17 protein-coding genes and 3 pseudogenes are annotated in these 26,004 nt (G+C 59.1%); 8 read left to right on the forward strand and 12 right to left on the reverse strand.

The annotated features are described in order from the left end of the window. Nucleotides 1–747: 747 nt before the first annotated feature. The 3 genes and pseudogenes from ACZIRK_RS31040 to ACZIRK_RS31050 form a co-directional block, all read left to right on the forward strand. On the forward strand, nt 748–1,191 hold the full coding sequence (locus ACZIRK_RS31040) for a helix-turn-helix transcriptional regulator (protein WP_130227204.1): 444 nt from the start codon (nt 748–750) through the stop codon (nt 1,189–1,191). 172 nt (nt 1,192–1,363) lie between these two features. Continuing rightward, entirely contained in the window at nt 1,364–2,314 is a 951-nt protein-coding gene (locus ACZIRK_RS31045; RefSeq protein WP_474418758.1) for a c-type cytochrome, read from the forward strand. Between the two features lie 93 nt (nt 2,315–2,407). Then, nucleotides 2,408–2,910, forward strand: a pseudogene (locus ACZIRK_RS31050) (transposase); the annotation flags it as partial. 97 nt (nt 2,911–3,007) lie between these two features. Here ACZIRK_RS31050 and ACZIRK_RS31055 read toward each other — a convergent pair. The 4 genes from ACZIRK_RS31055 to ACZIRK_RS31070 form a co-directional block, all read right to left on the reverse strand. Next, entirely contained in the window at nt 3,008–4,294 is a 1,287-nt protein-coding gene (locus ACZIRK_RS31055) for a flavin-dependent oxidoreductase (RefSeq protein ID WP_456644993.1), read from the reverse strand. Between the two features lie 101 nt (nt 4,295–4,395). Then, the gene (locus tag ACZIRK_RS31060; protein ID WP_474418759.1) at nt 4,396–5,124 is read right to left on the reverse strand and encodes an alpha/beta hydrolase; all 729 of its coding nucleotides are present in this window, start codon (nt 5,122–5,124) and stop codon (nt 4,396–4,398) included. Between the two features lie 266 nt (nt 5,125–5,390). Further along, nucleotides 5,391–6,569 (reverse strand): MFS transporter, encoded by a 1,179-nt coding sequence (locus tag ACZIRK_RS31065; protein WP_456644991.1) that lies wholly within the window; start codon nt 6,567–6,569, stop codon nt 5,391–5,393. A 112-nt stretch (nt 6,570–6,681) separates the two neighbouring features. Beyond that, nucleotides 6,682–7,308: an HD domain-containing protein gene (locus ACZIRK_RS31070; protein WP_130227199.1), complete on the reverse strand. Its 627-nt coding sequence runs from the start codon at nt 7,306–7,308 to the stop codon at nt 6,682–6,684. Nucleotides 7,309–8,454: 1,146 nt separating this feature from the next. Between ACZIRK_RS31070 and ACZIRK_RS31075 the strand changes: the two genes are divergently transcribed. Further along, the gene (locus ACZIRK_RS31075; protein WP_474418760.1) at nt 8,455–9,753 is read left to right on the forward strand and encodes an efflux RND transporter periplasmic adaptor subunit; all 1,299 of its coding nucleotides are present in this window, start codon (nt 8,455–8,457) and stop codon (nt 9,751–9,753) included. A gap of 26 nt (nt 9,754–9,779) precedes the next feature. After that, the gene (locus ACZIRK_RS31080; RefSeq protein ID WP_474418761.1) at nt 9,780–12,944 is read left to right on the forward strand and encodes an efflux RND transporter permease subunit; all 3,165 of its coding nucleotides are present in this window, start codon (nt 9,780–9,782) and stop codon (nt 12,942–12,944) included. A 68-nt stretch (nt 12,945–13,012) separates the two neighbouring features. On the opposite strand, the gene ACZIRK_RS31085 is transcribed toward ACZIRK_RS31080, so the two are convergent. From ACZIRK_RS31085 to ACZIRK_RS31100, 4 genes are all read right to left on the reverse strand, one after another. Then, nucleotides 13,013–13,456 (reverse strand): MarR family winged helix-turn-helix transcriptional regulator, encoded by a 444-nt coding sequence (locus ACZIRK_RS31085; protein WP_474418795.1) that lies wholly within the window; start codon nt 13,454–13,456, stop codon nt 13,013–13,015. A 96-nt stretch (nt 13,457–13,552) separates the two neighbouring features. Then, nucleotides 13,553–14,257, reverse strand: coding sequence for a glutathione S-transferase N-terminal domain-containing protein (locus ACZIRK_RS31090; protein WP_474418762.1), 705 nt, complete (start codon nt 14,255–14,257; stop codon nt 13,553–13,555). A gap of 522 nt (nt 14,258–14,779) precedes the next feature. Further along, nucleotides 14,780–15,331, reverse strand: a complete 552-nt coding sequence (locus ACZIRK_RS31095; protein WP_474418763.1) for an HD domain-containing protein — start codon at nt 15,329–15,331, stop codon at nt 14,780–14,782. Between the two features lie 289 nt (nt 15,332–15,620). Continuing rightward, the gene (locus tag ACZIRK_RS31100; RefSeq protein WP_456644986.1) at nt 15,621–16,649 is read right to left on the reverse strand and encodes an RES family NAD+ phosphorylase; all 1,029 of its coding nucleotides are present in this window, start codon (nt 16,647–16,649) and stop codon (nt 15,621–15,623) included. A 181-nt stretch (nt 16,650–16,830) separates the two neighbouring features. On the opposite strand from ACZIRK_RS31100, the gene pdxR reads away from it, so the two are divergent. The 3 genes from pdxR to ACZIRK_RS31115 all read left to right on the forward strand — a co-directional run bounded on the left by pdxR (nt 16,831) and on the right by ACZIRK_RS31115 (nt 20,038). Then, nucleotides 16,831–18,234, forward strand: a complete 1,404-nt coding sequence (pdxR, locus tag ACZIRK_RS31105; protein WP_474418764.1) for a MocR-like pyridoxine biosynthesis transcription factor PdxR — start codon at nt 16,831–16,833, stop codon at nt 18,232–18,234. 237 nt (nt 18,235–18,471) lie between these two features. Beyond that, nucleotides 18,472–18,906, forward strand: a complete 435-nt coding sequence (locus ACZIRK_RS31110) for a cupin domain-containing protein (protein ID WP_130227194.1) — start codon at nt 18,472–18,474, stop codon at nt 18,904–18,906. A gap of 175 nt (nt 18,907–19,081) precedes the next feature. Beyond that, complete coding sequence (locus ACZIRK_RS31115) at nt 19,082–20,038, forward strand: NADP-dependent oxidoreductase (protein WP_456645015.1); 957 nt, start codon at nt 19,082–19,084, stop codon at nt 20,036–20,038. A gap of 612 nt (nt 20,039–20,650) precedes the next feature. On the opposite strand, the gene ACZIRK_RS31120 is transcribed toward ACZIRK_RS31115, so the two are convergent. From ACZIRK_RS31120 to ACZIRK_RS31135, 4 genes and pseudogenes are all read right to left on the reverse strand, one after another. Further along, on the reverse strand, nt 20,651–23,203 hold the full coding sequence (locus tag ACZIRK_RS31120; protein WP_474418765.1) for an ATP-binding protein: 2,553 nt from the start codon (nt 23,201–23,203) through the stop codon (nt 20,651–20,653). Between the two features lie 68 nt (nt 23,204–23,271). Further along, a pseudogene (locus tag ACZIRK_RS31125) lies at nt 23,272–23,602 on the reverse strand (epoxide hydrolase N-terminal domain-containing protein); the annotation flags it as partial. Nucleotides 23,603–23,611: 9 nt separating this feature from the next. Next, nucleotides 23,612–23,703, reverse strand: a pseudogene (locus ACZIRK_RS31130) (carboxymuconolactone decarboxylase family protein); the annotation flags it as partial. 835 nt (nt 23,704–24,538) lie between these two features. Further along, complete coding sequence (locus ACZIRK_RS31135; protein WP_130227192.1) at nt 24,539–25,285, reverse strand: alpha/beta fold hydrolase; 747 nt, start codon at nt 25,283–25,285, stop codon at nt 24,539–24,541. Nucleotides 25,286–26,004 lie beyond the last annotated feature (719 nt).

The following is a 26,004-nucleotide window of genomic DNA, read 5'->3' on the forward strand; positions in this document are numbered from 1 at the left end:
CGCATGGTGGTGCAAGATCGAGCCGCAATGTCGACTTTCACGTTGTCGTGCCTGCAACGTTGCGCGCGTGTGAAGCGGCGCTCGATCGCATCGATCGTGAAAGCAAACGCCAACTCCATCACGGAGACGGCAGGACGCCGAAGCCATCTGCTGAATCGGGAAGCTGTACTGGCCGCAGATGATCAGCGACCCGAGTTCGGCCACTGTTACCCCGCTTGAGTTTGCATGAGACCCGCATCGACACGACGCAACAGCGCTGTAACCCGACGCGATCCCGGTGACGATCAGGCAAAAATGTGCGCTGTCGGCTTATCGAAACAGTACCAAGATTGATCATTCCAATTGCACCATGCCCTGTTGCGCCGGCCCGGACGCACGATGTCGTGATCAAACGCCACGACAATCGCGTCTTCGATGGCCGCGCACAGATGACGGCAGCATCAAGCTGTCGCCGCGCATCGACCGGCACTGGTTCGCGTCAAGGAAGCGCGTCAAAACGTGCGGCTCTCATCACGGCTTCACTGCGGCGCTGGGTGGTCGGCATTTGGACAGACGCGTTCGGCCTGTGCTTGCAGTCGCCGGAGGATCGACCCGCGCCGCGCGAGACGGAGTGAACCGCTCGACAAGCAATGTCCGGATTGGGCCAAGTTCGAAAGTTTCAAAGTTCGAAAGTCTGGCCACTCTGGAACGCGTGCATCACGCCTGCTGTTCCAACTCGTTCTGGACGCCGTCGACGCCGAGCAACCGATGCCAACCTCGGCTGCCAACTATATGCAGTTAGCGGTTTACGATCTGCTCGGAGCGGTATTCGCGCCGCTGGACCCAGTACCAGGCCCCCTTCATTCGGATCGGTTGTTTAAGCGCATCTGCGATGTCATCAAGGATCGCTTTGCCGACCCAGATTTCGGTCCGAGTGAGATTGCTGCCGAGGTCGGTATTTCGCTACGTTACCTGCAAAAACTGTTCACGAACCACGGTTGTACCTGCAGCGGCTTCATTCAATCAGTGCGCCTGGATCAAGCGGCCCGCGCTATTAGGCGTCGGGGGTCGAAGTCGGGCCAGCCTCTGAGCACGATCGCATACGATTGCGGGTATCGCGATTACACTAACTTCGCCCGGGCATTCCGCCAACGCTTCGGTCACGCACCCGGCGTTCATGTGCAGGGCGACAACGTTCAACCCCGTGCGTGACGTAAGGCACGAAAGGGCGCGTTAGGCCCACGACGCCGCTTGCTCAGTGGCCTAGCTTTGATGGCACGATGCCGACGGCTGCGTCGCGAGATTTGTCGTCAGCGTGAACCACCGGCAGATTCCATTCTGCTCAGTTCACTTTCCCGTGCGCATCATTTGTCTAGGAGTAGCAATGCAAAACATCGTTGCGCTGGTGGCGTTGATCGCCATCGCCGCGTTATTGGCTTGGTCTGGTTTCCGCTCATGGCGTGTTAAAAACCGCATCATCAAATGGGGTGGCGCAAGCCTGTTGGCGCTGCTGTCCGTTGCGGTGTTGTCTGCCAGCGCGCTCACGTCGCTGGGGATGATCAAGCAGCACAGCCGCTCGGCTCCCATCCCTGATATCAAGGTTGCGGCAACCCCCGAACTCGTTGCGCGTGGCAAGGATATCTCCGACGGTCTGTGTGGCGCCTGCCATTCACACACTGGCACGCTCACCGGCGGCTATGATCTCGCCGTAGAACTCCAGGTTCCAATTGGGTCCTTCGTGGCTGCAAATCTTACTCCGGCCGGGCCATTGAAGCACTGGTCCGATGGCGAGATCTTCCGTGCCATTCGCAACGGCGTTGACGCGGAGGGCCGGTGGCTGACAATGATGTCCTACGTCAATGCCGGCCGACTGAGCGACGACGACATCAAGGCTGTGATCGCGTATATCCGTAGTGTGCCGGCGGCAGGAAATCCGACGCCGGATCCGCCCGATCACATGAATCTGCTCGGCCTTGCCATGCTCGGCGCAGACCTGCTGCCAAGCGGCAACCCGATCGTCACCGGACATGTCTCAGGGCCGTTGAAAGGGCCGACCTTTGAGTTTGGCGAATACATCCTGGCGTATCAAGACTGCCGTGCGTGCCACGGCGAGAATTTGACCGGCGGCGTGCCCGGGCAGTTGGCGCCGCTCGGACCGGACCTCAATCTGGTCAAGGACTGGACGCAGGCCGGCTTCATTGCAGCCATGCGTACCGGCATCGATCCCAACGGTCACCAGATCAGCGAGCAAATGCCGTGGCGTTCTGTCGGAAAAATGGAGGATGACGAGCTGGCCGCGATCTATCAGTATCTGACGCATATGCCCAACTCGTAATGCCGGTTGCATTGCGAGCATCAGCACACTGGAGCCGGCCGACGGAGTCGTCGGCGCGCGATCATGCGACCCGGCGCATTCATAAACGCCGTGCTCGACCTGCAGTCATTGCATCGGGTCCGCGAGCGAATGGTCAGGCAGCGTAGTGGCATCATCAAGCACTCCGCGCCTTTATGCTGGAACGCGGCATTTGCGGTTTGACAAGGACAACACTTTTCGCGAACGGAATTGCCGCCCGTCCTGGCCGCGCCACCCGAGGCTATCGCCGCGCATGGTGCGTTTGTAAGGGCTGGCTTCGGATTGGCGTCAACTCGATGTCCGGATCGAGCAAGTATCGGTCGGAGAGCTTAGCAGGCAAGCTGCCGGATGTGAACGACTGACGGGCATCCCGGGCACCCATTATCTGGAGTGCCATAGTGGCGGCGATTGGAATCGGCGATAGCTTTGCCAATGGCCGCGGCTTCGCCGCTTGGCTTGAACTGGTTCCCATGCAGATCTCGACCGGCGACGCACAAAATCTCGCCAAGATGTCGAAGCGTGGCAATCGCTACCCGCGCGTCGTGTTCGTACAAGCCGTCTGGGTCGCCCTTGAAAGGTCGGGCCCAATCGATGGCAGGCTATGGGCGCCGCGGCGGCATGACAGAAGACCACGTGTCTTCTCGAAGCCGTCGATAAGGCTGCCTGCAAGTGCTACTAGTGGCTGGCGAGCCCTGTTAATCGCGCATAGCCGCCAACTATGTCAGCGAGCTCTGCGGTCGTGATCACGTCCTCCAAGCGGTTGAAGCCTTTCGGTGCCCGCTCGGCCACCAGATCCAGCACGCGCTCGGGCCCCCCTCTACGATTGTTGCATACGACCTCGGCAGTCTTGGGTCGTCTCTCAGCCTCATAGGCGCTGAGCGCCGCCTCAGGCGCCAGTTCGGACAAAAGCCTCGCCAGGCACGTCGCATCGAGAATGGCCTGGGCTGAGCCGTTCGAGCCAGTGGGATACATGGGATGTGCCGCATCGCCCAGCAGCGTCACGCGACCTCGCGTCCACCAGGGAAGCGGATCGCGATCACACTCCGGGTACTCAAAAAACTGCGGCGTGGCCCGGATCAGCGCCTCGATGTCGAGGAAGGGTAGCCGCAGGCGCCTTGCGAACGGCAGCGCCTCCTCGAGCTTGCCGGGGCGAGACCAGTTCTCACGCCGGGGCGGCGGCGATGCGCCGTCCGCCACCTTCCCGTTCATCACCCAATTGGTCAGCCACGTTCCCGCCGATCTGCCCTCGGCGATCGGATAGACGGTCAGCTTAGCCATCGAGTCGGCGGCAATCAGCATGACATTGCCGCCCTCGAAAACAGGCCAATCCACTGCTCCTCGCCACAGCTGACTGCCTTGCCAGCGGATGCCGCCGTCGCCAGGATGCAGCAGGGCCCGCAACGCTGAGTGGATGCCATCAGCACCTACCAGCACATCGCCACGCTCCTCCGCCTCCGTGCCGTCGGCTAGCGTGAAGCGCGCCGTGACGCCATGGCTACCCTGAGTGAATCCGTGCAGGCGATAACCGTTGCGCAAGCCGCCAACCGGCAATCGCGCCTGCGCCGCTCGCCACAGAACGCCGTGCAACCTGCCACGATGGATTGAGAGCTGGGGCACATCGTGCCCGCCCCAGAGGCCGCACTCGCCAGCCCATATCTGTTGTCCGAGGTGATTGAGATACCGCAGTTCGCGCGTGCGGATGGCGACATCGTCGAGCTCCCTTAACAGGCCGAGTGACATGAGCACGCGGGCGCTGTGTGGGAGGATATTTATGCCCACCCCGAGCTCCCGGACTTCCGTGGCGGCCTCAAAGACGGTGCAAGGAACGCCCAACTGATGCAGCGACAATGCCAGCGTCAGTCCGCCGATTCCCCCTCCCGCAATAAGAACGCGCCCATTGAGGGATCCATCGTGGCCCTTGCGCGGCACGCTGCTGGTCGGTGGCCCATGATTCTTGTTCATCCGGATCGTCTTTCGTCACAGGATCTGCCGAGCTGTTGCGGCTCGAGCCGCCGGCGTCCTCCCCGAAGCGACAAACTCGATTACCGACATTGACATCTGACTTAGTCGCGGCCGGCCGCTACGATGGCCCTCGCTATCCGCTCCGGATGTGTGAAGCTTATTTCATGAGACCCCGGAATCTGGATGAGGCGGAAAAGCCCAAGCTTCTCCGAAAGTCTCGGATGCCAGGGATGGCTATGCGGGGCCACTGTATCCTCGGTGCAGTTGATATAGGATTTTCCAACTTTCATGTCGGCCGGATTGGCGGATAGACGGATCTTGTCCCTGAATGTCTGCATCGGGTGCGGATTGAGCATTTCGTAGGCTTTTTGCGCTGTCTCAAGGTCACCGTCATTGATGAAAGCTTCACGAAAGAAAGGGAACGGCAATACGACCGAGCCATCATTCCGTTCTGCTGCGAGGGCCTCTATCGCGGCGACTTGATGTGGCGAGGTCATATCTTGGATGGACTCTCCATCATTGGGAACGTAGGCGTTCCAATAGATCAGGCGCCGGATGCGGTGCAGAATGCGATCGGCCACTCCTGTAATCACCATTCCACCGTAACTGTGTCCGACAAGTATTGCATCCTGGGTGCCGGCTTCTTCTTCCAAATATTCGACGATCGACTCTATGGCTTCTGACAAGCCGACCGCTTTCGAGTCACCAGGTCGGTTTCCTTTTATCGTAGGGGTGTGGACATCATGTCCCATGGCCTGGATCAGGGACGCCACACCCTGGAGGGTGGTACCTGTGTGCCAAGCGCCATGTATAAGCACGTATTTCGCCATTCACCTTGCCTTTCACGATCAAATGATTTTTGCAGGCCACATCCGTTTGATCGCATTCCCCGGTGGACAATCGAACGTTCAAGGATCGATGGTTACGGTGGATCAGCGTCGACCGGCGCTACTGATGAAGAAATAGGGGGACGCCTGATCTGGAACAGAACCAAGATTAGCAAATCTCGATGTACCATTGAGCGATGGTTGCTTCGCATCCACGTTCATTCGCATTGAAATGACCGCCTTGGAGCATTCCGTCGTGATGCGGCGGGTTATGCATCCGCTGTTTCGCGCGGCTCGAGCGACGCTCGCCGGATGATCCGGATATGTGCCAACTCAGCCATAACAAGCGCAACGAATATTGACGCCGAACCGACCAGACTTAGATAGTGCACGTCGATAACGAGAATGACGATGCCGCCCAGCAAGCCTGAGCAGGCAAGCCCCGCATATAGTGCGGTGTTGTTGAGGGCCAGCAACAGGGGCGCGACGTGCGGCGCAAGCGTCACCAGCCGATGTTGCTGCGGAACGTTCAGCCCCCAGCCGGAGATGCCCCAGATCGCGACGCTCACTAGACCCGTGCCTATATGCGCGGAGGTCCACGGCAGAGCTGCGAAGTTGATCGCAGCGACGATAAGCGCGCCATTGATGATCTCACGACTACCAAAACGGTCGACTAGCCTGCCTGACAGAAGATTGCCAGCGGTTGCCGCCACGCCCCAAAGAAACAGTATTCCGGCCAGGACACCGATGTTACCCTTGGTGATGTGATCGAGCGTCAGCCCAATATACGTGTAGACCATCAACAAGCCGCCGTAAGCAAATAAAGTGGTCAGCAATGTCAGCGCGATGCGACTATCGTGGAGCGGACGGAGCCTTTCACGCAGGGTGATACGCGGAGGTGTCGGGATGGTCCGAAGCATTAGTGAGACGCCGATCATCGCTATCAGGCCAAGCCCAGCGACGGACCAGAGTGTGCCACGCCACCCGCCCAAGCCTCCGATAAACGTGCCGATCGGCGCTCCCAGTGCGGTTGCACCGGCAAGTCCCGCTGTGACGATTGCAAGGGCGCGCCCCCTTTTTTCATGCGCAACGAGCGAGGCTGCTGCGCCGAGCGCTGTGGGAGCAAACATCGCCGCGCCGAGTCCGGCCAGGGCGCGGCTGACAAGGACGGTATTGAGGTCGGTCGCAACCGCGCTAAGCGCGTTGCCGACCACGAAGATTCCGAGCGCGGACATTAGCAAGAATTTGCGTGACCATCCGCCCGCGAGAGCGGCTATGACTGGGGCCAGAATTGCGAATGACAATGCATAAATCGACACCATTTGTCCCGCAGCGCTGGCGGAAGTATTCAGCGACATCGAAATGCTCGGTAATATACCAGCGATCACAAAATTATCCGTTCCAACAGCGAACATTCCAACGGCGAGAACAAGTAGTCGACGATCCATGATTGGCCTTCTTGGTTTGTTAGCGCCTGGGTGCCGGCGCAGCACCGATGTTTCTCGGCGCTGCATATAGCAACGGTTATGCTCGGGACAGTTCAGAGGTTTGGACGAATAGTCAGTGTTTCCAGTGGGAGCCCAAAAAAATGCTGCATAAGCTCGCGCGCCGAAAGTTCGGCTCCTTCAATGCAACAATATCAAATGTGCTGTCGGGTCTCCGCTTCACCCCCTGATAGAATGCCTCGATGATCTCACGATTGAAGTCTTTGCTACGCGGATAGGCGGCAATCACTGCCTCGCGTTGTTCGCTTTGAAAATAGTCAGAGCCCCGACCCACAACATCCATTTCATACCCCTCCTGAACCAGGGCGATCTCTGGATGCATGTATTCCGGGATGTCCGGAGTCGCGTGAAGGGCCACTGCGGTCCAAACTTTCTGGATATCTCTTTCAGAGATACTATAGTTCTCAAGAAATTCGCGCGCGGCATTCGCGCCGTCCACTTCAAAGGGAAGCTGGCTCTCCCGATACCCGTCGGTAAGGCCGATGTCGTGGAACATCGCTGCTGTGTAGAGAAGTTCTGGATCAAACGTTAAGCGCTTCCGCGTTCCAATCAGGGCGCCCCAAAAATAGACCCGAGTGGAATGGTAAAACAGAAGGTCGTCCTCTGCGTTGCGAATGAGCCGCGTTACGTCGCGCGCCATTTTGCTATCGGGAATCCTTACGCCGAAAATGTCGTTCGTCATCTGCATTCTCCTCAGCAAGCATCGAAGCTCTGGCGAGCGACGCCTTCCGCTTTGGACAACCTTGACACAAGAGATTGAAGTTGGATCGGAGTCGCTCAGGCCGCTGGTCATGGCGAGCAGATGCGTATCGTCCTAGCCATAAAGCAGTACCAAGACTTGCAATTGTGCGTGTACCATCGCGCTATGACTGCGCTCCCCATCGACCGTTTTGTGGCGCGGCCGCCGCGGCCCAGCGTCGGGGCCGCGGATCGCCGGACTCTAACGGCAGGATTCAACGAGGAAATTCCCACGTCTGCTGCTAGTCGTGCTGGAGTCGACCAGATGCACTTCGTACGTCAGGCCAATCTCCTCCAACATGATCGAGACGTTGAGAGCGTTGGCGTCGGGAATGAATAAAGTTGCAAGCGGTCTGGGTGTTTGGCGAGCCGACGCCGTGGATCTGGAAGGGTCTGGCATCTCTCACTCGCTCTTTCCGAGCCCTTCACCACCAGCGCACCGACCGGCCGGGCAAGACCTGCTGCTGCCCTGAGCGGCGGGCAGCGGCGCCCTCCTCCTAGCCGCCAGCTGGCAGGCTGATCGAGTGAACCCTAGAGCGCTAGATGCGACGACGACGCCCAGATCGTTGCTTGCAACTCGCGAAACTGGGCGCGTGAAATCGTTCGGCAGAGCTAAGCTGGCTGCCTCATCGCAGCGCATGAAACATCAACTGCATTATGCGATGACTGCCCACAATGCTGAGAATCTCCGCGCGGGTGTCGATCCGCGCAAACTCCTTCGGCACATGGGCAGTGCACGCACACGATAGCTGTGCGTGTCGAGGACACGCCTAACCGCATTGCGCAGCGCCTGCGGCGTTGGCGCGCTCGTTTCACATTGATGCCGAACCCGACCATGGCAAACGCGCGTTCACGTCAGCCCTTGTCTTCGGTCCTGCGGAGACCAGACGTTGGACTTTCTATTCAGTAGGGAGACAACATTTGGGCTCACGGGGGTCCGGATATCCGACCGGCGCCGCCGCCGCACAGTACGGTGCAATCAGAATCACCGATCTTGGTACTGTCAAACGATCTGATGGGGCACATCTCTTTCGTTGATAGCGCCTCTGCGTTGAGATGTTTCCGGCTGCCGCTCCTGCCGAGAATCGGATTGGCTCTTACCGAAAGGGTTCTCCAAAACGAGAAACGTCATGCAGAGAGATATGGACGGTCAATGGATCAAATTAGCAATCGCTCGGAGCTCGAAAAGTCACTCGGCTCCTCGCCCCCGCAACGACGGTGGAAGTTCTTGAGCACAGGCGCGGCTCTTGTAGCCCTAGCGCTCAGTTACTTCGCATTCTCCCGCTACAAAGATGATCACGCGGCGCCGCGACAAGCCGGAGCACTTCCGGTAACAGTAAGCGAACCCTTGCGGCGAGACGTCGATTCCCGGTTCGGATTCCTTGGACAGTTCTCGGCCATCGACCGCGTGGAGTTGCGCGCCCAGGTTGGAGGTGTCCTCACCGAAATTCATTTCAAGGATGGGCAAATCGTACACAAGGGCGACCTTCTTTTCGTGATTGACCCGCGCCCCTACGAGATCAAACTTGCGCAGGCGAATGCCCAGCTCCACACCGCAGTAGCGCGTCTCGCGCTGGCAAACAATCAGCTCTCACGCTCACAATCGCTCCGGCGTGATGATTTTGCGACCCAGGAAACGGTCGACCAACGCACCAATGAGCAGCATGCCTCGCAGGCCGCGGTGGAGGACGCCAGAGCCCGCATCCGAGATGCCCAGCTCGACCTCGAATATTGCCGGGTCACGGCGCCTTTTACCGGACGAATCGGCGCCCGCCAGGTTTCGATCGGCGACCTGATCGCCGGCAGCCGAGCGGCCGTCAGCCCGACCACCTTGCTCGCAACGCTGGTTTCGCTCGATCCGCTCTATCTCGACTTTGACATGAGTGAATCCGACTACCTGGCGTTTTCACGCGAACGCGCACCCATTGCAGGCCCGCTCGCCGACACGATCGCGTTTGGCCTGAGCGACGAGACCAATTTCAAACGGCACGGAACCCTCGATTTCCTCGACAATGCTCTTGATCGCTCGAGCGGAACGATCCACGCCCGCGCTACCGTGCCAAATCCGGATCTGTTTCTCGCGCCCGGTCAATTCGCGCGGCTTCGTGTGGCTGTTGCGGCGCCGACGCCGGCTCTCCTGCTGCCCGATTCGGCGCTGGTGCTCGATCAGTCGCAACATCTGGTGATGACGGTTTCTCCGGACGCGACCGTGGTGCCGAAGGTCGTGCAACCGGGAGATCTTAGAGGCGGCCTGCGGGTGATCCGATCGGGGCTTGAACCGAACGACCGGGTCGTCATCGACGGACTGGTGCGCGCTAGGCCAGGCACGAAAGTCGTGCCGCAGCATGGTGCGATCCATTACGACGTAATCGCCGATGGCCAAGACTAAGCAAAAACTGAGACTGGAACGATCCCATGCGCCTCGCACACATTTTCATCGATAGGCCTATATTCGCGACCGTACTGAGCGTCTTCGTCACTCTGATCGGGCTTGGCGCGCTCGCCATTTTGCCTGTCGCTCAATATCCGGAAATCGTGCCTCCCACGGTTCAGGTGACGACCACCTATCCGGGCGCTTCCGCGGAGACGGTCTCGCGGACCGTTGCGACGCCGCTTGAGCAACAAATCAATGGCGTCGAGAACATGCTCTACTTGACTAGCCAATCGACCGGTGACGGCAAACTCACGGTAACCGTGACGTTCCGGATCGGGACCGACCTCAACGTCGCGCAGATGCTGACGCAAAATCGCGTTCAGGACGCCCTCCCTCGGTTGCCGGAAGACGTCCAGCGCCTTGGGGTGCAGGTGAGAAAGGCGACGCCCAACATTCTTTTGGCGGTCCACCTCTATTCGCCGGACAGTTCGCGCGACACCCTGTATTTATCGAACTATGCGACGCTGCACGTAAAGGACGTGCTGGCGCGGCTGCCCGGCGTGGGCGACGTCCAATTCCACGGCGCGCGCGAATACGCGATGCGCATTTGGCTCGATCCGGACAAGGTCGCGGCCCACAAATTGAGCGCGGGCGAAGTCCTTGCGGCACTGCGAGCGCAGAATGTTCAGGTCTCGGCCGGCATCCTCAACCAGCCGCCGGTCGCCTCGGATCAGGCGTATCAGCTCAACGTACAGACGCTAGGGCGGCTCGCTACGCCGGAGCAATTCGGCGCCATCGTGCTCAAAGCTGATTCTGAGGGGCGCGTTACCCGCATCCGCGACGTAGGTCGTGTTGAAGTCGGTGCGGCGGACTATGGCTCGACGGCTTTTTTGGACCGCGGGCCGGGCCTGCCGCTGCTCATCTTCGCCCAGCCTGGCGCCAATTCTCTGACGGTGGAGCACGAGGTCCTGTCGAGCATGGAGACGCTTTCAAAGGAGTTTCCGCCCGGCGTCGCCCATAAAGTTATCTACGATCCGACCATATTTGTCGGCAAATCCGTTGACGAAGTCATCACGACCATCTTCGTTGCGATCCTATTGGTTGTGGGCGTGGTCTTCCTCTTTCTTCAGAGTTGGCGAGCCGCGATCATTCCGGTGATTGCGATCCCGGTGTCTCTCGTCGGCACCTTTACGGTTCTCTACGCGGTCGGGATCTCCCTCAACAATCTTTCGCTGTTCGGGCTGGTGCTTGCGGTTGGCATCGTCGTCGACGACGCCATTGTTGTAGTCGAGAACGTCGAACGGAATCTGGAACGCGGGATAACGCCTGCAAAGGCCGCCTATGTCACGATGGACGAGGTGGGCGGCGCGCTGATTTCAATTGCACTGACACTTTGCGCCGTGTTCGTGCCGTCAGCATTCCTGTCGGGCATTTCCGGCCTGTTCTTCCGCCAGTTTGCGGTGACGATCGCCGCGTCGACGTTGATCTCCTGTTTCGTCTCACTGACCTTGAGCCCAGCGCTCTGCGCGGTTCTGTTCAAGGCGCACGAGCCGGGTCACAAGATTCGTCCCTCCGGCATTCGCCGCTTGGTGCGGGCAGGATTTGACAAGTTCAATTTTGGATTCGAGTGGCTGTCGACGCGGTATGGGCGCGTGACGGGGCGCCTCGTCCAAGTGACCGGCGTAGTACTGTTGGCTTATGCGGCGCTGATCGGTATCGCCGGCGTCCAGTTTGCCCGTGCGCCGACGGGGTTCATTCCGGAGCAAGATCAAGGCTATCTCATTTCCGTCGTGCAACTGCCGCCGGGTGCGACCCTGGATCGCACCGAAGCTGTCCTCAAGAAGGTGATCGACATCATCTTGACAACGCCGGGCATCGAACATGTCGCGCCTTTCGCCGGCCTGGACGCGACGACTTTCACCGTTGCCTCCAACGCCGCAACGATTTTTTCAGGCTTGCCGTCCCTGTATAGCCATCATGTCGATGGCGTCACTGCGACGACCGTGCTCGCAGACCTGCGCAAACGCCTTTCTGTGATACAGGATGCCTATGTACTGACTATCCCACCGCCTCCGGTGCAGGGCCTCGGCACCGCCGGCGGCTTCAAGATGATGCTTCAGGATCGCGCGGGGCTTGGTTCTGACGCGCTCGCACGCGCGGTTCAAGCGCTCGTCCGGGCGGCAAACAAGGACCCGAGCTTCGCAGGCGTCTTTACCTTGTTCAACACCGGTGCGCCGTCAATCTACGCGGATATCGATCGCGAGAGAGCCGAGAAAGTCGGCCTGACCCCGACGGACGTGTTTTCAACGCTGCAAGTTTATCTCGGTTCTCAATATGTCAACGACTTCAATTATCTTGGCAGAACCTACGAGGTGATCGCGCAGGCCGACGGAAGTTTTAGACGAGATCCGCAGGATATCGCACGGCTCAAGGCGCGGAACACGTTGGACGAAATGGTACCTATTGGGACCGTGGCTAGGTTCAAATACGAGAACGTTCCGTACCGAGTGCCACGGTACAATCTTTTCCCCGCGGCTGAAATCATGGGAGTAGCCGGGCCGGGTGTGGCGACAGGCACGGCGCTGCAGAGGATGGAGGAGCTCGCCCGACAGGTTCTGCCGCCCGGCATCGGCTTCGAGTGGACCGAACTGGCCTTCCAGCAACAGCAACCTGGAACGTCGTCCCTGCTCATCTTCGGCGCGGCAGCCCTGTTTGTGTTTCTGGTGCTCGCGGCTCAATATGAGAACTGGAAATTACCGCTCGCGGTGGTCATGATCGTGCCAATGTGCCTGCTTGCATCGGTTACAGGCCTAGTAACACGTGGCTTACCGATCGACGTCCTGGCACAGATCGGTTTCGTTGTTTTGGTGGGCCTCGCGGCCAAGAACGCGATTCTGATCGTAGAATTTGCACGACAGGCCGAAGAGCACGGTGCCACCCCAGGTGACGCGGCGGTCAGCGCCGCGCGGACCAGGCTGCGGCCCATTCTTATGACATCGCTCGCATTTATTCTCGGCGTCGCCCCGCTCGTCGTTGCCACCGGCGCAGGCGCAGAGATGCGGCAGTCGCTAGGGACCGCCGTTTTCTCGGGCATGCTAGGTGTAACGGGATTCGGTCTCCTGTTTACGCCGGCGTTCTATACAGTGGTTCGCGGGTTTGGTCGGAAAGCAAGCCAGCCCGCGGACGTCGTCCATGCGCCAAAGTGAAGCGTAGTGTCATTGGTCGCGTCACTCCGCCGAGCATCCTTCGGCACCACGTCGATTGTTTGAGCCGCTCAGATCGCGCAGTCGATCAGCTTCTTCAACAGTCGCTTAAGCTCGCTGACTGAGCTAGTGCCGCAACGTTGCACGATGTGCGCTTCCTGGCTCATCGCCAGTAAGTCGAGTTGGTGACTTAGGATCCTGCCGCGTTCGGAACAGAACATCAGCACTTTTCGACGATCCTGAGGATCCGAGGCCCGATAGACGAGAGTATCCGACACCATGCGGTCGATGATTTTTGTTAGCGTTGGATGATTGAGCAGCACCTTTTCGGCGAGGTCGCTCATAGAGCGTCCGTTTCCATCCGATAGCACCTTCAGAATCCGCCATTGCTCGACCGGCACACCTTCCTTGGCAAGGTGTAATTCAAGCTGCTGGTTGATTGCCCGGTTTGCTTGCGCGAGCCGATACACGAGGTATTCGGTGATGAGGGGTTCCTGACCGGGCAGCGTGGCCATCGACGCGACAATTTTGAAGCCTTTAATTCGACCGGACGACGAGACTTGGCGCACCATAGGAGGCGGTGCATCGCCCGATCACTACACCTTCCCGTCTCATGGCCTCTGCGGGATATTCAGGCCGCGCTGGACGGCGGGCCGAGTGAGGCCGCGTTCGAGCCACGCCGGTACTTGCCGCAGGCTGTCGAACTTGACCAGGTCACGCGCCTCATAAAAGCCGATCAGGTTGCGCACCCAGCCAAGCATGGAGATGTCGGCGATGGTATATTCATCGTCCATGATCCACCGCCGACCGGCAAGATGCATCTCCATGACGCCTAGCAGGCGCTTTGACTCATTGGCGTAACGATGAAGCGGTCGCTTATCCTGATATTCACGCCCCGCAAACTTGTTAAAGAAGCCGAGCTGGCCGAACATCGGTCCGATCCCGCCCATCTGAAAATGCACCCACTGGATTGTCGTGTAACGGCGAGCTGCGCTATTCGGCAAAAGCTCGCCAGTCTTCTCCGCAAGATAATGCAGAATGGCTCCGGATTCGAACAAGGGCAGCGGCTGACCGTCCGGACCGTTCGGATCGAGGATGGCGGGAATCTTGCCGTTGGGGTTGAGCGAAAGGAACTCCGGCGTGTGCTGATCGCCTTTATTGAAGTCGACCAGGTGCACTTCGTAGGGTAGCCCGATCTCTTCCAACATAATTGAGACCTTTACGCCATTGGGTGTAGGCAGTGAATAGAGTTGCAGGCGGTCTGGGTGCTTCGGAGGCCAGCGCCGTGTGGTCGGGAAAGCAGAGAACTTTGGCATCTCTCAACTCGCTCCTCCGGCTGGATCCAGGCAACACTTTCGAGTGGTAAGCGTCACGGCGGGTGAACGTCTGTGGCTACGTGAGTGTTGCCAGCATCTAGCGCCTCACTGTTCATCAACTAGCCTGACGCGGCGCGGCTGCTGACCGGCAGTGCTAACGGCGTGGCCACACTGAACCCCCGCCGCCACCCAGCCCTGCCGTCCCACTCTTCCATCGGCGATTACCAGTGCGCCGACTGCCGCGCCCGTGCCGAGGCGGTTGCCTCTCACGGTCGGAGTATAGACCTGATGACCCTTTTGCCCGAAACAGATCTGCCGTCGGCTCAAGCTCGACACCGCTATGCCAAGCGGGCTGGACGAGCACGTAATTCGCCATATCAGTTTCTCCACGGTCACGGTGCCCGTCAGATTGACGCAAGGATTGGAAGGCCGGCAGGCACACGCAGCCCTTTCATCCTCGATATGCGGGGAGAGAATGGACGCTTGTACTGACGCCATTCACCGGACGAATCCTTAGATGGCTCAACTGCTCCACGGAGCGTCATGAATGCGAGTGCATACGCTTGGCTTACGGAATGCAGGATCACGATGTTCGATAAATTCGAAATTGACCGTACCGAATGTCGTCTGAGGCTTCTTTAAGGCCGAGCAAGTCTGAACTTCGATAAACTCGTTCTTGAAATCGCCGCGAGGAAACGCGGCGATCACCTGATCCCGTTGCTCCGGCGTGTACTCGTCATATCCTCTCCCGACGACGTCCATCAGGACGCCGGCATTGGTAAGAGCGATTTCTAGTCGCATGTATTGGGGGATGCCGGGCGTCGTATGGAGGGCGATCGCCTCCCACACCAGATCCGCTTTCGGTTCGGGGATGCCATGGCTCCGGAGAAATTCGCGCGCCGCATCGGCGCCGTCGACCTCAAACCGCTTTTCCTGGGTATGGTAAGCATCGACAAGACCCAAGTCATGAAACAGCGCAGCCACATAGAGCAGTTCAGAGTCGAATTTTAGGTTCCGGCGGATTCCCTTCATCGCACCGAACACAAACACGCGAACCGAGTGGTTGAACAGCATCTCGGTTTCATGTTGCCGCACGAGTTCGGTGGCTTCGCGCGCGATCTTGCTATCGGGATCTTAACGTCAAAAGCAAAGTCCGCCATTGTCGAACTCCTATCTTCGTGGCTGCGATCTGCGCTGTCTGCATTGACTGGGCCCCCACGACCCTGATCCATCGGGATCGCCGCTACTAGCGAATAGATGCGTTGCGCTTGTTTACTGAACAGTACCAAGATTGCCGATTCGGACTGTACCATCGTGCGATGGCCGCTTTTCCCGTGCACTTGGTGCGCTTGCGCGGACTCGCCTAAAGATTGATGCTGTCCCGTATTTCGCGACGGTGCCGTTTCACCGTGAATTCCTCTGTCGCGAATTCCACGCGCTTTACGCGATGCACTTCTATGCTTTCGGGCACGATGCGAAGACTAGCTTCGCGCCAATCGACGTCCCGTGGGTCAAGAGGCATTGCTTTCGCAATTGCAGTGAAGTCCAGGATTTCCGGCTCTCGTTTGCTGTTATGAACCTCCTTATGCAACGATGCAATTTTCTCAACCACCTCGTAATCTTCCACCCAGCCATCCTCTGCCCAATAGCCCGTGCTGGCGCTGATCTCTGTTCCCTCCGGAACGTTCAAGGCCTCGACACGGGCTGCCTTGTGGAAAAGGACGACGTAAAGATCGTCTCGGCCGGCCTGCACTGATGAAGAAATGATGCCGTCAATCGGCACCGAAGCCTCCGTCGCTAGAAAATCGGCTATGGCCTGCGTTGCGAGGCATTCAAACGGATCATCATCGGGCATTACGGGCCGCATGATACGCTCACTCAGCAACCGCAGGAACACGGCGGTCTCCATCCTTCCAGCTAACCCGAAATCAGAAAGGCTTCCGGTGAGGCGAACGTCACTGAGGGCGGTCAAATCGAGCAGTCGAAGCTTTCTGATGATCTCGAATTGGGCCACCGCGATCTGACCACCAACGGGTGGGCGCACCTCAGCAATAGCCGCTTTCTGATTATTTGCGCCGTAGAAAACCGAGATGCCGCGCGCGTTCATCCAACCGGCTGCCGCCAAAGCTGCTGGCGGCGAGCCGAGGTGGATGTCCGGCCTGCCGATGGCGGCTTCAAGTTTGTCGTCGGATTGAAAGACCCGAGCGCGATAAAGCGTATGAAAATCCGTTCCAGGACCCGCTTCCACCACGAGTGGACGGCCTTCGCGCGTTCGCAACTCGCTCATACCATGGAAGATTGATACGAGATGATTTGCTGCGGTCCGATTGAAAAAGCGCGCCTCCGCTCGGGGTGAATTCTCGAAGTTGCGCCAATCCACACTTTGAATCACTTAGCGTTCTCCTTATGCGGCACCAAGCCTCGGCTGAGAAAGCCTACCGCTTTGGACAGCCCTGCCACAAAAGATTGAGTTGCATCAGAGCCGCTCAGGCCGTTGGTCATAGCGAACAGATCGGTTTGCCCTGATCATAAAACAGTACCAAGATTGCCAATTCTGACTGTACCATCGCGCCATGGCTGTCCTCCCCATCCAACTTGATCGTGCCAGAAGGACCCCGCTGGCTGCCCAGATCTATTGCGCGATCCGAGAGGGCATCGAGGACGGGCGGCTCGCCGCGGGCGCACGGTTGCCCTCTTGGCGCGATCTGGCCGCTCAGCTCGGCGTCTCCCGCGGCACCGTGCGTGTGGCCTACGAACGTCTCATCACGGAGCAATTCGCGATTGGTCTCGGGCCGGCAGGAACGCGTGTGGCCGAGCGGCCGTCCCGATCCTCAACGCCCGAGTGGTCGCCGGAAGTCCCGCCTCTACCGGACCTCTTCCATGAGTTCGGAAGCGCGCCGCTGGCGTTTCAGATGGGCGTGCCCTCTCAAGATGCCTTCCCGTTCAAGCTGTGGTCGCGCATCCTGACTCGTGCGACCCGCGGAGCCGCGGCGGCGCCGGTGGCGTATCCGGATCCGCGTGGCGACCCGGAGCTGCGCAAGCAGATCGCGGCTTACTTGGGGCTGGCCCGCGGCATTCGCTGCAGTGCCTCTCAGGTGCTCATAACGGGCGGATTCTCCGGCGCGCTCGGTCTGGCGATCCAAGGGCTTCAGCTTGGAAGGATGGGCGCTTGGATCGAGGATCCAGGTTTTCCGCTCACGCGCACTGCGCTGGGCTTGGCCGGCATGTCTGTGGCAGCTGTCCCGGTCGATGCGGAAGGCCTGGATGTTGCCGCCGGCATCCAGATTGCCCCCGGAGCGGCACTGGCAGTTGTGACACCAGGTCAGCACGCGCCGCTCGGAATGACGATGTCGTTGCCGCGGCGGCTTGCCCTGCTCGCCTGGGCTCGGCGGAGCGACGCCTGGATCATCGAGGACGATTACCTGAGCGAACTGCAACTGAAGGGACGGGCGGCCCCGGCTCTTGCATCCCTCGATCATGGGGGACGGGTGCTGCACATCGGCAGTTTCAGCAAGACGATCAGCCCGGCGCTGCGCCTGGGCTTCATGGTCGTGCCGCCGGAACAGGGTCATCGGTTCGGTGAGGTCGCTGCTTGCTTGGCGCCGGCACCGGCTGCGGCCGTGCAGCGCGCGGTGGCGGAGTTCCTGCGGGAAGGGTGTTATCTTCGCCATCTGCGCCGCACGAAGCGCCTTTACGCCGCCCGACGGGAGGCCCTGCTTCATTGCCTGGGAGAGATGGCGTCTGACCCGGTAAAGGTGCAAGCAACCGCCGGTCTGGTAGTGATTCTGTCCCTTCCCGATTTTGCGTCAGACGTAGACATCGCTTCGCGCGCCCTACAGTTCGGCTTGGCCCCCGCCCCGCTGTCACCGTGGTACATGCAGTCTTCCCGACAGCAAGGATTATTGCTCGGCGTGACCAATCTCAATGAACGGCGCCTGCCGGCGGATTGTCGTCGGCTATTGGAGTTGACCCGATAGCACTGCAACTGAACATCGATGCCAACTCCCTCTATGGTACATTGACAGTTGCCACTCTTGGTACTGTTTCCGATCGGGCTGCTCCCTATCTCGGGTGAGTAGCACCCAGCTGACATGATCCACTGCACCCTCCATTCGTGGGGAACACTGTCTTCTTCTGCGCAATCGTTCCGCTTTCGACTGCCCAGCCCGTTACCTGGAGGGCCAAACAAAGTCGAACCTGTTAGGGAGCACGTGATGCGAACTTTCTCCGCAGTGGCACTATTTGGTGCAGCACTTATGTTAGTAGCGGTCGAAGTGTCGGCTGCAGGTGCACACGAGAACGAAACCGTAAAGCCGGTTTTTCAGCATGCGATTCCAAATATCCCCGGTAAGAATTTGGTCGCCGTTGTCGTGAGCTATCCACCCGGCGGGAAATCCGCGCCGCATCGCCACGCCAAGTCGGCCTTCATCTACGCTTATGTGCTCACCGGCGCCATTCGAAGCGTGGTGGGGAACGAGCCCGCCAAGGTGTACCAGGCAGGCGAGAGCTTCCACGAGGAACCCGGAGCGCATCATAGGGTCAGCGAAAATGCCAGCGCGACCGAGCCTGCCAGCCTTTTGGCCGTATTCATCGTCGATGCCGCGGACGAGCCATTGACGACACCAGACCAGAATTCAGAGTCGCGATAAAGCCCGCGAAGCCGATCATCCTCGTAGGATGTTCGCGGCTTGTAGGAAATGGTCAAGCGCAGGCGCAGTGTTTGAAACTCGGCGAGGACCAGAAACTGACTCATGTCCTAGCAAGGAGCCCAACATGGCAAATACTCCTGTCGGCAATGCGACCAACGGCCTAGCTCCTCCCTCCATGTTGGCGTGGCGAGTACACGAATTCGGACCGCCGGAAGCGATGATTCTCGAGAAGATACCCAGACCGGTTCCTGGCCCGGGTGAAGTCCTTATCGAAGTTCACGCTGCGGGAGTTGGTCCCTGGGACGGCTGGATCAGGGCCGGCAAGAGCGCGTTGCCGCAGCCTCTTCCGCTTACGCTGGGCTCTGATCTGTCCGGAACAGTCGCGGCTCTGGGCTCGGGTGTTTCCGATATCGCCCTTGGGGAGCAGGTTTTCGGCGTGACAAATAGCCAGTTCCTTGGCGCCTATGCAGAGTACGCGGTGGCCTCTGCTGGGATGCTCGCGAAGAAGCCAAGCTCGCTGACCTATGCGGAAGCGGCGTCAGTTCCCGTTGTCGCAGTCACGGCGTGGCAGGCTCTATTCGACCATGCGCACCTCCAAGCGGGTCAGACGGTAGTCATCCACGGAGCTGCAGGAAACGTCGGAACCTACGCGGTTCAGTTCGCTCGTCGCGCTCGGCTGCGCTCCATCGCGACCGCTGGGACCAAAGACATCGGATATGTACGGTCTCTCGGTGCGGACAAGGTATTGGACTATCATGCCCAACCTTTCGAAGATGCGGTGAAGGATGCCGACGCGGTGCTCGATCTGGTCGGAGGCGAGACGCAAACACGTTCATTTCAGGTTCTTCGCCCGGGCGGCAAGCTGATTTCTGCGGTGTCCCAGCCTGACCAAGCCCGCGCAAAACACCACGGCGTTACCGCGGCTTTTTTTCTCGTAGAGGTGACCACCGAGCGGTTGCGCAACATTGCCGACCTTATCGATCGCGGTGAACTGAAAACCCATGTCGGTATGGTTCTCCCTTTCGCCGGTGCGCGAGACGCTCACATGATACTGGAAGGCCGGTTGCGGCCGCCGAAAGGGAAGATCATCCTCAACGTAGAAGCGGCAGGCGAAGTCCCCGCGCCCGCTTGAATTCGGCTCACTATGAGCCTGGCGGCAAGCAGGCGTGAAGGCGGCCGGGGGTCCCCACGCAGGTCGGGAATACACGTCCCAGCGGGCGCGGATACGCATGTTACGCATTTCGTCTGCCGTCAGGATCAAGGCTTCGTCTTCGAATAGATTGGCGCGCCGACTGCGTTCGGCAGTAGTCAAAGCGAACCATTAGCGAGATGCGGTTTAGTATCGGCTTGATGCCCCGGCTTTTTGAACGAAGCTAAGCTAACTTGCCGCAGTCTGGCAGTGGTCGTTCCGCTTCCCCGAGTTTGCGTTGGACATGGACATCGCGTCCCGCGCTTTACAGTTCGGCTTGGCACCGACGCCCTTTCACCATGGTACATGCAGCTTGCTGCTCGGCGTGAGCGGCGGCTGCGGGCGGACGGTCGTCGGCTGTTGGGTGGCGCGATAGCACCCATGGAAGCATGTCGGTCCGTTTCCATGCGGTCCTCAGCATCAACGTCGTTCGCGGCGGAAAAGCTCGACTGGGTCGAACGACAGCGGCCTGACCGTTGTATGGCTCCAGTCCACGCATGGACTGCCTCCGGATTGCAAGCTGGTAAATAGGCGCGCCGTCATTTTCATCCCTGCCTAACCGTCGTCTTCCTGCAGCACAGAACGCACACGTTGAGTTAGTTCGGATAGGCGGAACGGCTTATGAATAAGTCGAAACTCGTCGACCGCTGCGTGACGTTCGAGCACATCGTCCGCGTAGCCGGAAGTAAGCAGTATCTTGATCTCGCTGCTCCGTCGTTTCGCTTCGCGTGCGAGCTCAACACCATTCGGTCCATTCGGCATTACGATATCGCTCAAGAGTAGGTCAAATTCCTGACCGCTCTCGAGAATCCGTATGGCTTCGGTGCTATTGTGGACACAGAGAACCCGGTACCCGGAGGTGGTCAGCATTGCTGATGTGACTTCCACCAGATCGTCATCGTCGTCGACCAAGAGAATTCGCTCTGAGCTTCCACGCACAGCTCGAGTTTGCTCGGTTTCCAGCTCGGCATGAGGCTCTTGTGTGGCTTTAGGCAGGTAGAGCGCGATCGTGGTGCCGGCATTGGGCGCGCTGTCGACCGTAACATACCCGTTGGATTGCCGGACAAAGCCATAGACCATGCTAAGACCGAGGCCGGTGCCTTTGCCGACTTCCTTGGTCGTAAAGAAGGGCTCGAAAATCCGATCCCGAATCTCGGGAGCCATCCCGTGGCCTATGTCGGCGACGGTCAGCCTCACATATGGTCCGGCCGGGCACTCGGCTACGGCTCCCTCATCGAGGACGACGTTCCGCGTCTCGATCTCGAGCACGCCGCCACCGGGCATCGCATCGCGACCGTTTAGCGCCAGATTGAGGAGGGCTGTCTCCAGCAGGGATGGATCGACCTGGCACAGCCATAGCCGCTTGTCGGTTCGCATTCTGACCTCGCATCCTCCTCCGACCGCCTGACGGACGAGCCCCTCGAATTCAGAGATCAGCTCGTTCGCGTTGACCAGTTTGGGGTTGAGTTTTTGCCGGCGGGAGAAGGCGAGGAGCTGTGCGGTGAGCTTCGCTCCCCGATCAGTCGCGCGTCGCGCCGTTGCGGCGAACCGACGGATATTGCCGTCATCCGCCGCGCCCTCGATGAGCTCGAGGCTTCCCGAAACGACGGCAAGCAGGTTGTTGAAGTCATGAGCAACGCCGCCCGTGAGTTGTCCGACGGACTCCATCTTCTGGCTCTGATGCAGTTGCTCCTCAATGAGCTGGCGCGCTTCCTCAGCATGCTTCTCCTCCGTGATATCTCGGAAGAAGATCGCGAGACCCTCGCCCGAAGAGAACGCGTTGATTGCATACCAGAGTCCACGCCGAGGGCAGTGTACTTCGAACGAAACCGGACGGCGGCCCGACATGGCTTTTCGAAACTGGCTGAGGACTTCCGTGTTGGAGGCATCCAAAAGGACCTCCTGCAAGTTCATGCCAATGAGTTCTCGCCCTTCGGCGATCTGCGTCCAAGCCCTTTGGTTGAAGAAGCTGATGCGCCAATCGCGATCAATGATGACGACGCTGTCGGTCGTGCTTTCGAAGACCATCGTGAGCCGGGCCGCGGCGTCCTCCGCTCTCTCCTTCGCGTCGGACAATTCCCGCTCACGACGTTCCAGCGCGTCGACCATGGTATTGAAAGCGTCGGCGACCTGCGCGATTTCGGACTTATCTCGGATGTTCACGCGGCGGGAGTAGTCGCCGAGCCGCCATTGGTTGGCGGCATCGAGCAATAAACCAAGCGGGCGATGAATGAACTGCCGGGCCCCAAGCAGCGTCAGAACTAACACCATCATGGCACTTAAGGTGATTAGCAGGATGTCGTGTCGCGTGCGACGCTGGATCTCGGCAAAGGCCCCCATCTTATCGAGGCCAAAACTGACGCGCAGTCCTCCGGAATCGGGCCCGAGACCGGAGAAACCAACAATTCTGTCGACGCCGTCGACGTCAATCAAATCTGCCGTGAGACCGTGGCCAAGAATCGGTTCTTTCTTGCCAACAAACTTGCCGTTATCGGGATAGCGGGCAAGGTACGTGCCGTTGCGATCCGTGATCGCCAGCGCCGCTCCCGCTGGAACATCCATCCGTGCAATGTAGTCTGCAAGCCAATCAAGGCCGAGGGGTGCGATAACGACCCCGCCTATTCGACCGTCCTCTCCATAGAAGGGCAGCACAAAATGAATGAGCTTCCGGTGAATTGAAAGACCGGTCGAGAATTCTCCCACAGTAAACGCACCGGTCTTCAACGCCTCCGCAAAGTAGGGCCGCCCGGAGACATTGACCGGCCTACGATCACTGTCGGTGTCGCAGAAAGGTTGGCCATTCTGGTCGGCAACCAGGAAAGTGAGGAATGCCGGAAACCGCGATTTCATCCCTGCCAGGGCCACATTGCACGCTTTGCTGTCCTTCGCCTTGATCGCCGGAAGTTCCGACAGCGCAATCAACACTTGCCGAATGCCCTGAACGATCTGCTGCTGCTCTTTGGCGGCGAGTTTAGCCAGGTTGAGCGCCTGGTTCTGTACTTCGACCTGGCGCGTGCAGCGCAGCTCAACTTCATTGTACGCTTGGATCGCAATCGCGGGCAGCAATGCGACCGCAAGAAGCATCCATAGGCGTGAAAAGATTGTCATTCGAGGGCACCCTGATCATAGCGAGCGTGCGGATGCCGCATAGGCCATCCTGCAAATTGGTCTGTACATCTCGACAGTTCGAAACATTCGCCTGCGATGCGATCGGGACCGAACCGGTGCCCTTCGGCTTGCCGGCGAAGCCAAAGCCAGAAATCGAAGGCATGACGACTGCGTCCTCCGCGCATCCGCCATAGCGCCTACGATCCTAAGCGGGCCCACAGTTTTAAGCAGCTCGAATACTGAGCCGGGCGATCCATGTCTATTGATCAGCGGAAGTGCGTTCGAATGACGCGAGCGGACGTGGGTGAAGTGATTGTCTAGTCCATCAATCATCGTCGTGAATTGCGGAAGGGCTCCGAACTTGGCTTCGGCTTTTCGCCAGTCGCAGTCCGTGCCCCACTGGCGCATCTACTTTCCAAGCGCAGCCTGCGGCCTATTCCGAAAGCTGATCGCCATGCAGTTATAGGCGTTCATCAGGCGATCGCGATCGTGAGATCCACGCGTATCCGCCTGGTCCCTCATTCACCTGGGACTGGATTTCCCGACAGCACGGTGGCGAACATAGGAGCCGATCCAGCGTAGGTATGGGAAGCCGACGCGGTGCCCGGCCTATAGTCAATAGCCACAGCGACCGGTGATTTGCCGAGAATATTGGGTATAGCCTTTTGGAAGTGCGGCGTTACCGGTTCGCCGACGCCGCGGGCAGCGACGGGCATTGCTGTGGCAACGGCGACAGCGGTAACGGCCGCGCCGACGATAGATCGCATTGTCATGACCGCGCTCTCCTTGTTGCATCCTTGCCCCGGAGAAATGCTCTCGCTGCGTCCGGAAAAAGCACCAAGAACGGACAAAAATCGTGTACCGTCGAGGCTGCCAGATTCAACTCTGCTGTGGTAACGTCGCACTTTTCAGCTTGCACCTCGGGAATTGCTTTAATCGCGCGCTGTCGTCGCCAACAGATCACCCGCCCGGAGTCGGTAACCCGCCAAAGGCGCTACTCGGTGGATTGGTTTCGACTGATAGATGGTCGCTCGTTCGGGCTTATCATCGGGCAGGAGCGCGAATTCCGGCGCGGAATGCCCTTCGAATTCGACGTGGGACCGATCCCGGCGACAATACGCATTATGTTAACGAAGGACATGGCTTTCGATGTCCCTCCTGCAGCACGGGTGGTTGATCTCAAGCTACCAATCAAAATTGCGGAAGGCGCGACCACCAATGTGAGGGCGGCCCGGGTGAGAGTGGTTCGAAACCTTCATGGCGTTCTCCTGTAACAGGAGATGGCGCATATTGGGCTAGGTGTGCGCCTGCCGGAACGGGGCCGAAGCCCTCTTGTTACGGAGAAGCAGTGCTGCCGCCTTCTCGAACAGCCGATGCAGCCTGTTCAACTAGCTCCACAACGGCGTCAGCGTGCGACAACATGACGGCGTGTGAGGCACCTTCAATCGTGACGGTCTTCTCCGATCCCGCGCGTTCCGCCATAAATCCCAGCAGATTAGCCGGAATGCTGTTGTCCCTCGTTCCAAAGATGAACCAGGACGGAATGGCTTTCCAGGCTGCAACATCAGACACCTCCGTCATGGCGCGTTCCGCCATCGGGCGCTGTGTCAGGGCCAGCAGCTTCGTTTCAGTTTCCGAGAGGTCAGCCGCATACTGTGCCCTGAACTTGTCAGGTTGAAAGTACAGGTCCCGGCTACCGTCCGCGAGCAGAATGGGGGCCGCCGTGTTCGCCTCGACGGTGCTGCCGGGAAAGCGGCGCAACAGCGTGGCCACGCTCTCCCCTACATCCGGCGCGAAGGCGGCCACATAGACCAGCGCCTTCACGCTTTGGTTGCCATTGGCCGCGTTGGTGATGACCGCACCGCCGTAGGAATGACCGACTAGAATGATAGGGCCATCAATCGTCTTGAGGATGGAAGAAATATAGGCGGCATCGCTACTCACTCCACGCAACGGGTTCGGAGCCGCGACCACTTTGTATCCCTTGGTGAGCAATAGTTCGAGGACGGGTTTCCAGTTGGACAACGACTCAGCGAATGCGCCATGCAGGAGAACTATAGTGATCGTGGGTGGGTCGACCATCGATTTGGCTCCGTCAATCAGTTGACGCCCGCCTCCGACGAGAGAGAGCCGGGGTGTACCGGGCTAGGTCGCCGCGGTATTCAGCCGGTCCTGTGGAGTTTCCAAACCGCGGAACATCTCGCGGATTTTGCGGCTTAACGCGCTTTTCTTTTGCGCGTTCCAAAGACGCGCGAAATTATTTTTAGAACTCGGCCCGCATCCGCCTTTTTTGTGCATGAGGTTTAATCTTATTCATCGACACGAAGTGACAGATGAATTGCTATCACATCGTCGCAATCTCCCGAGGCTAAATTTTTCCTGCTTCAGAATCCAGAAGCCTGCGAAGGCTCCGATCACCATTGCCATTGCTTATGGCGGATCGCCGACGAGTTGATCAAATGGCCGGTCGATGTCTGCTTCTAGCCGATGCTAGCGAAAGGGCTTGAGGCGCCGAGCGAACAATGATTCCTGCTGAAGAGGTGGCAGGAGGGGGCGGCAGGACCGAGATCGGAGGGCAGCTCTCTTCTGAGTTTGACCCTCGACGAGATGATCCCGACTGACCATCTGTTGCGACGGATCACTTGCGCGTCGTTGTCGGCGCATTCGCGCTCGCCTACGGCGTCTGGCGCTTCTTCGAACCGTCTGCGCGTAGCGCATCGCGGAAGATGCTGATTGAACTCCCGGGCCGGGCTGGCTTTTCGATCAGCCCCGGCATAGGTCAGACGAGATCGTGTGGCATT

Source organism: Bradyrhizobium sp. Leo114 (genome assembly GCF_055229415.2).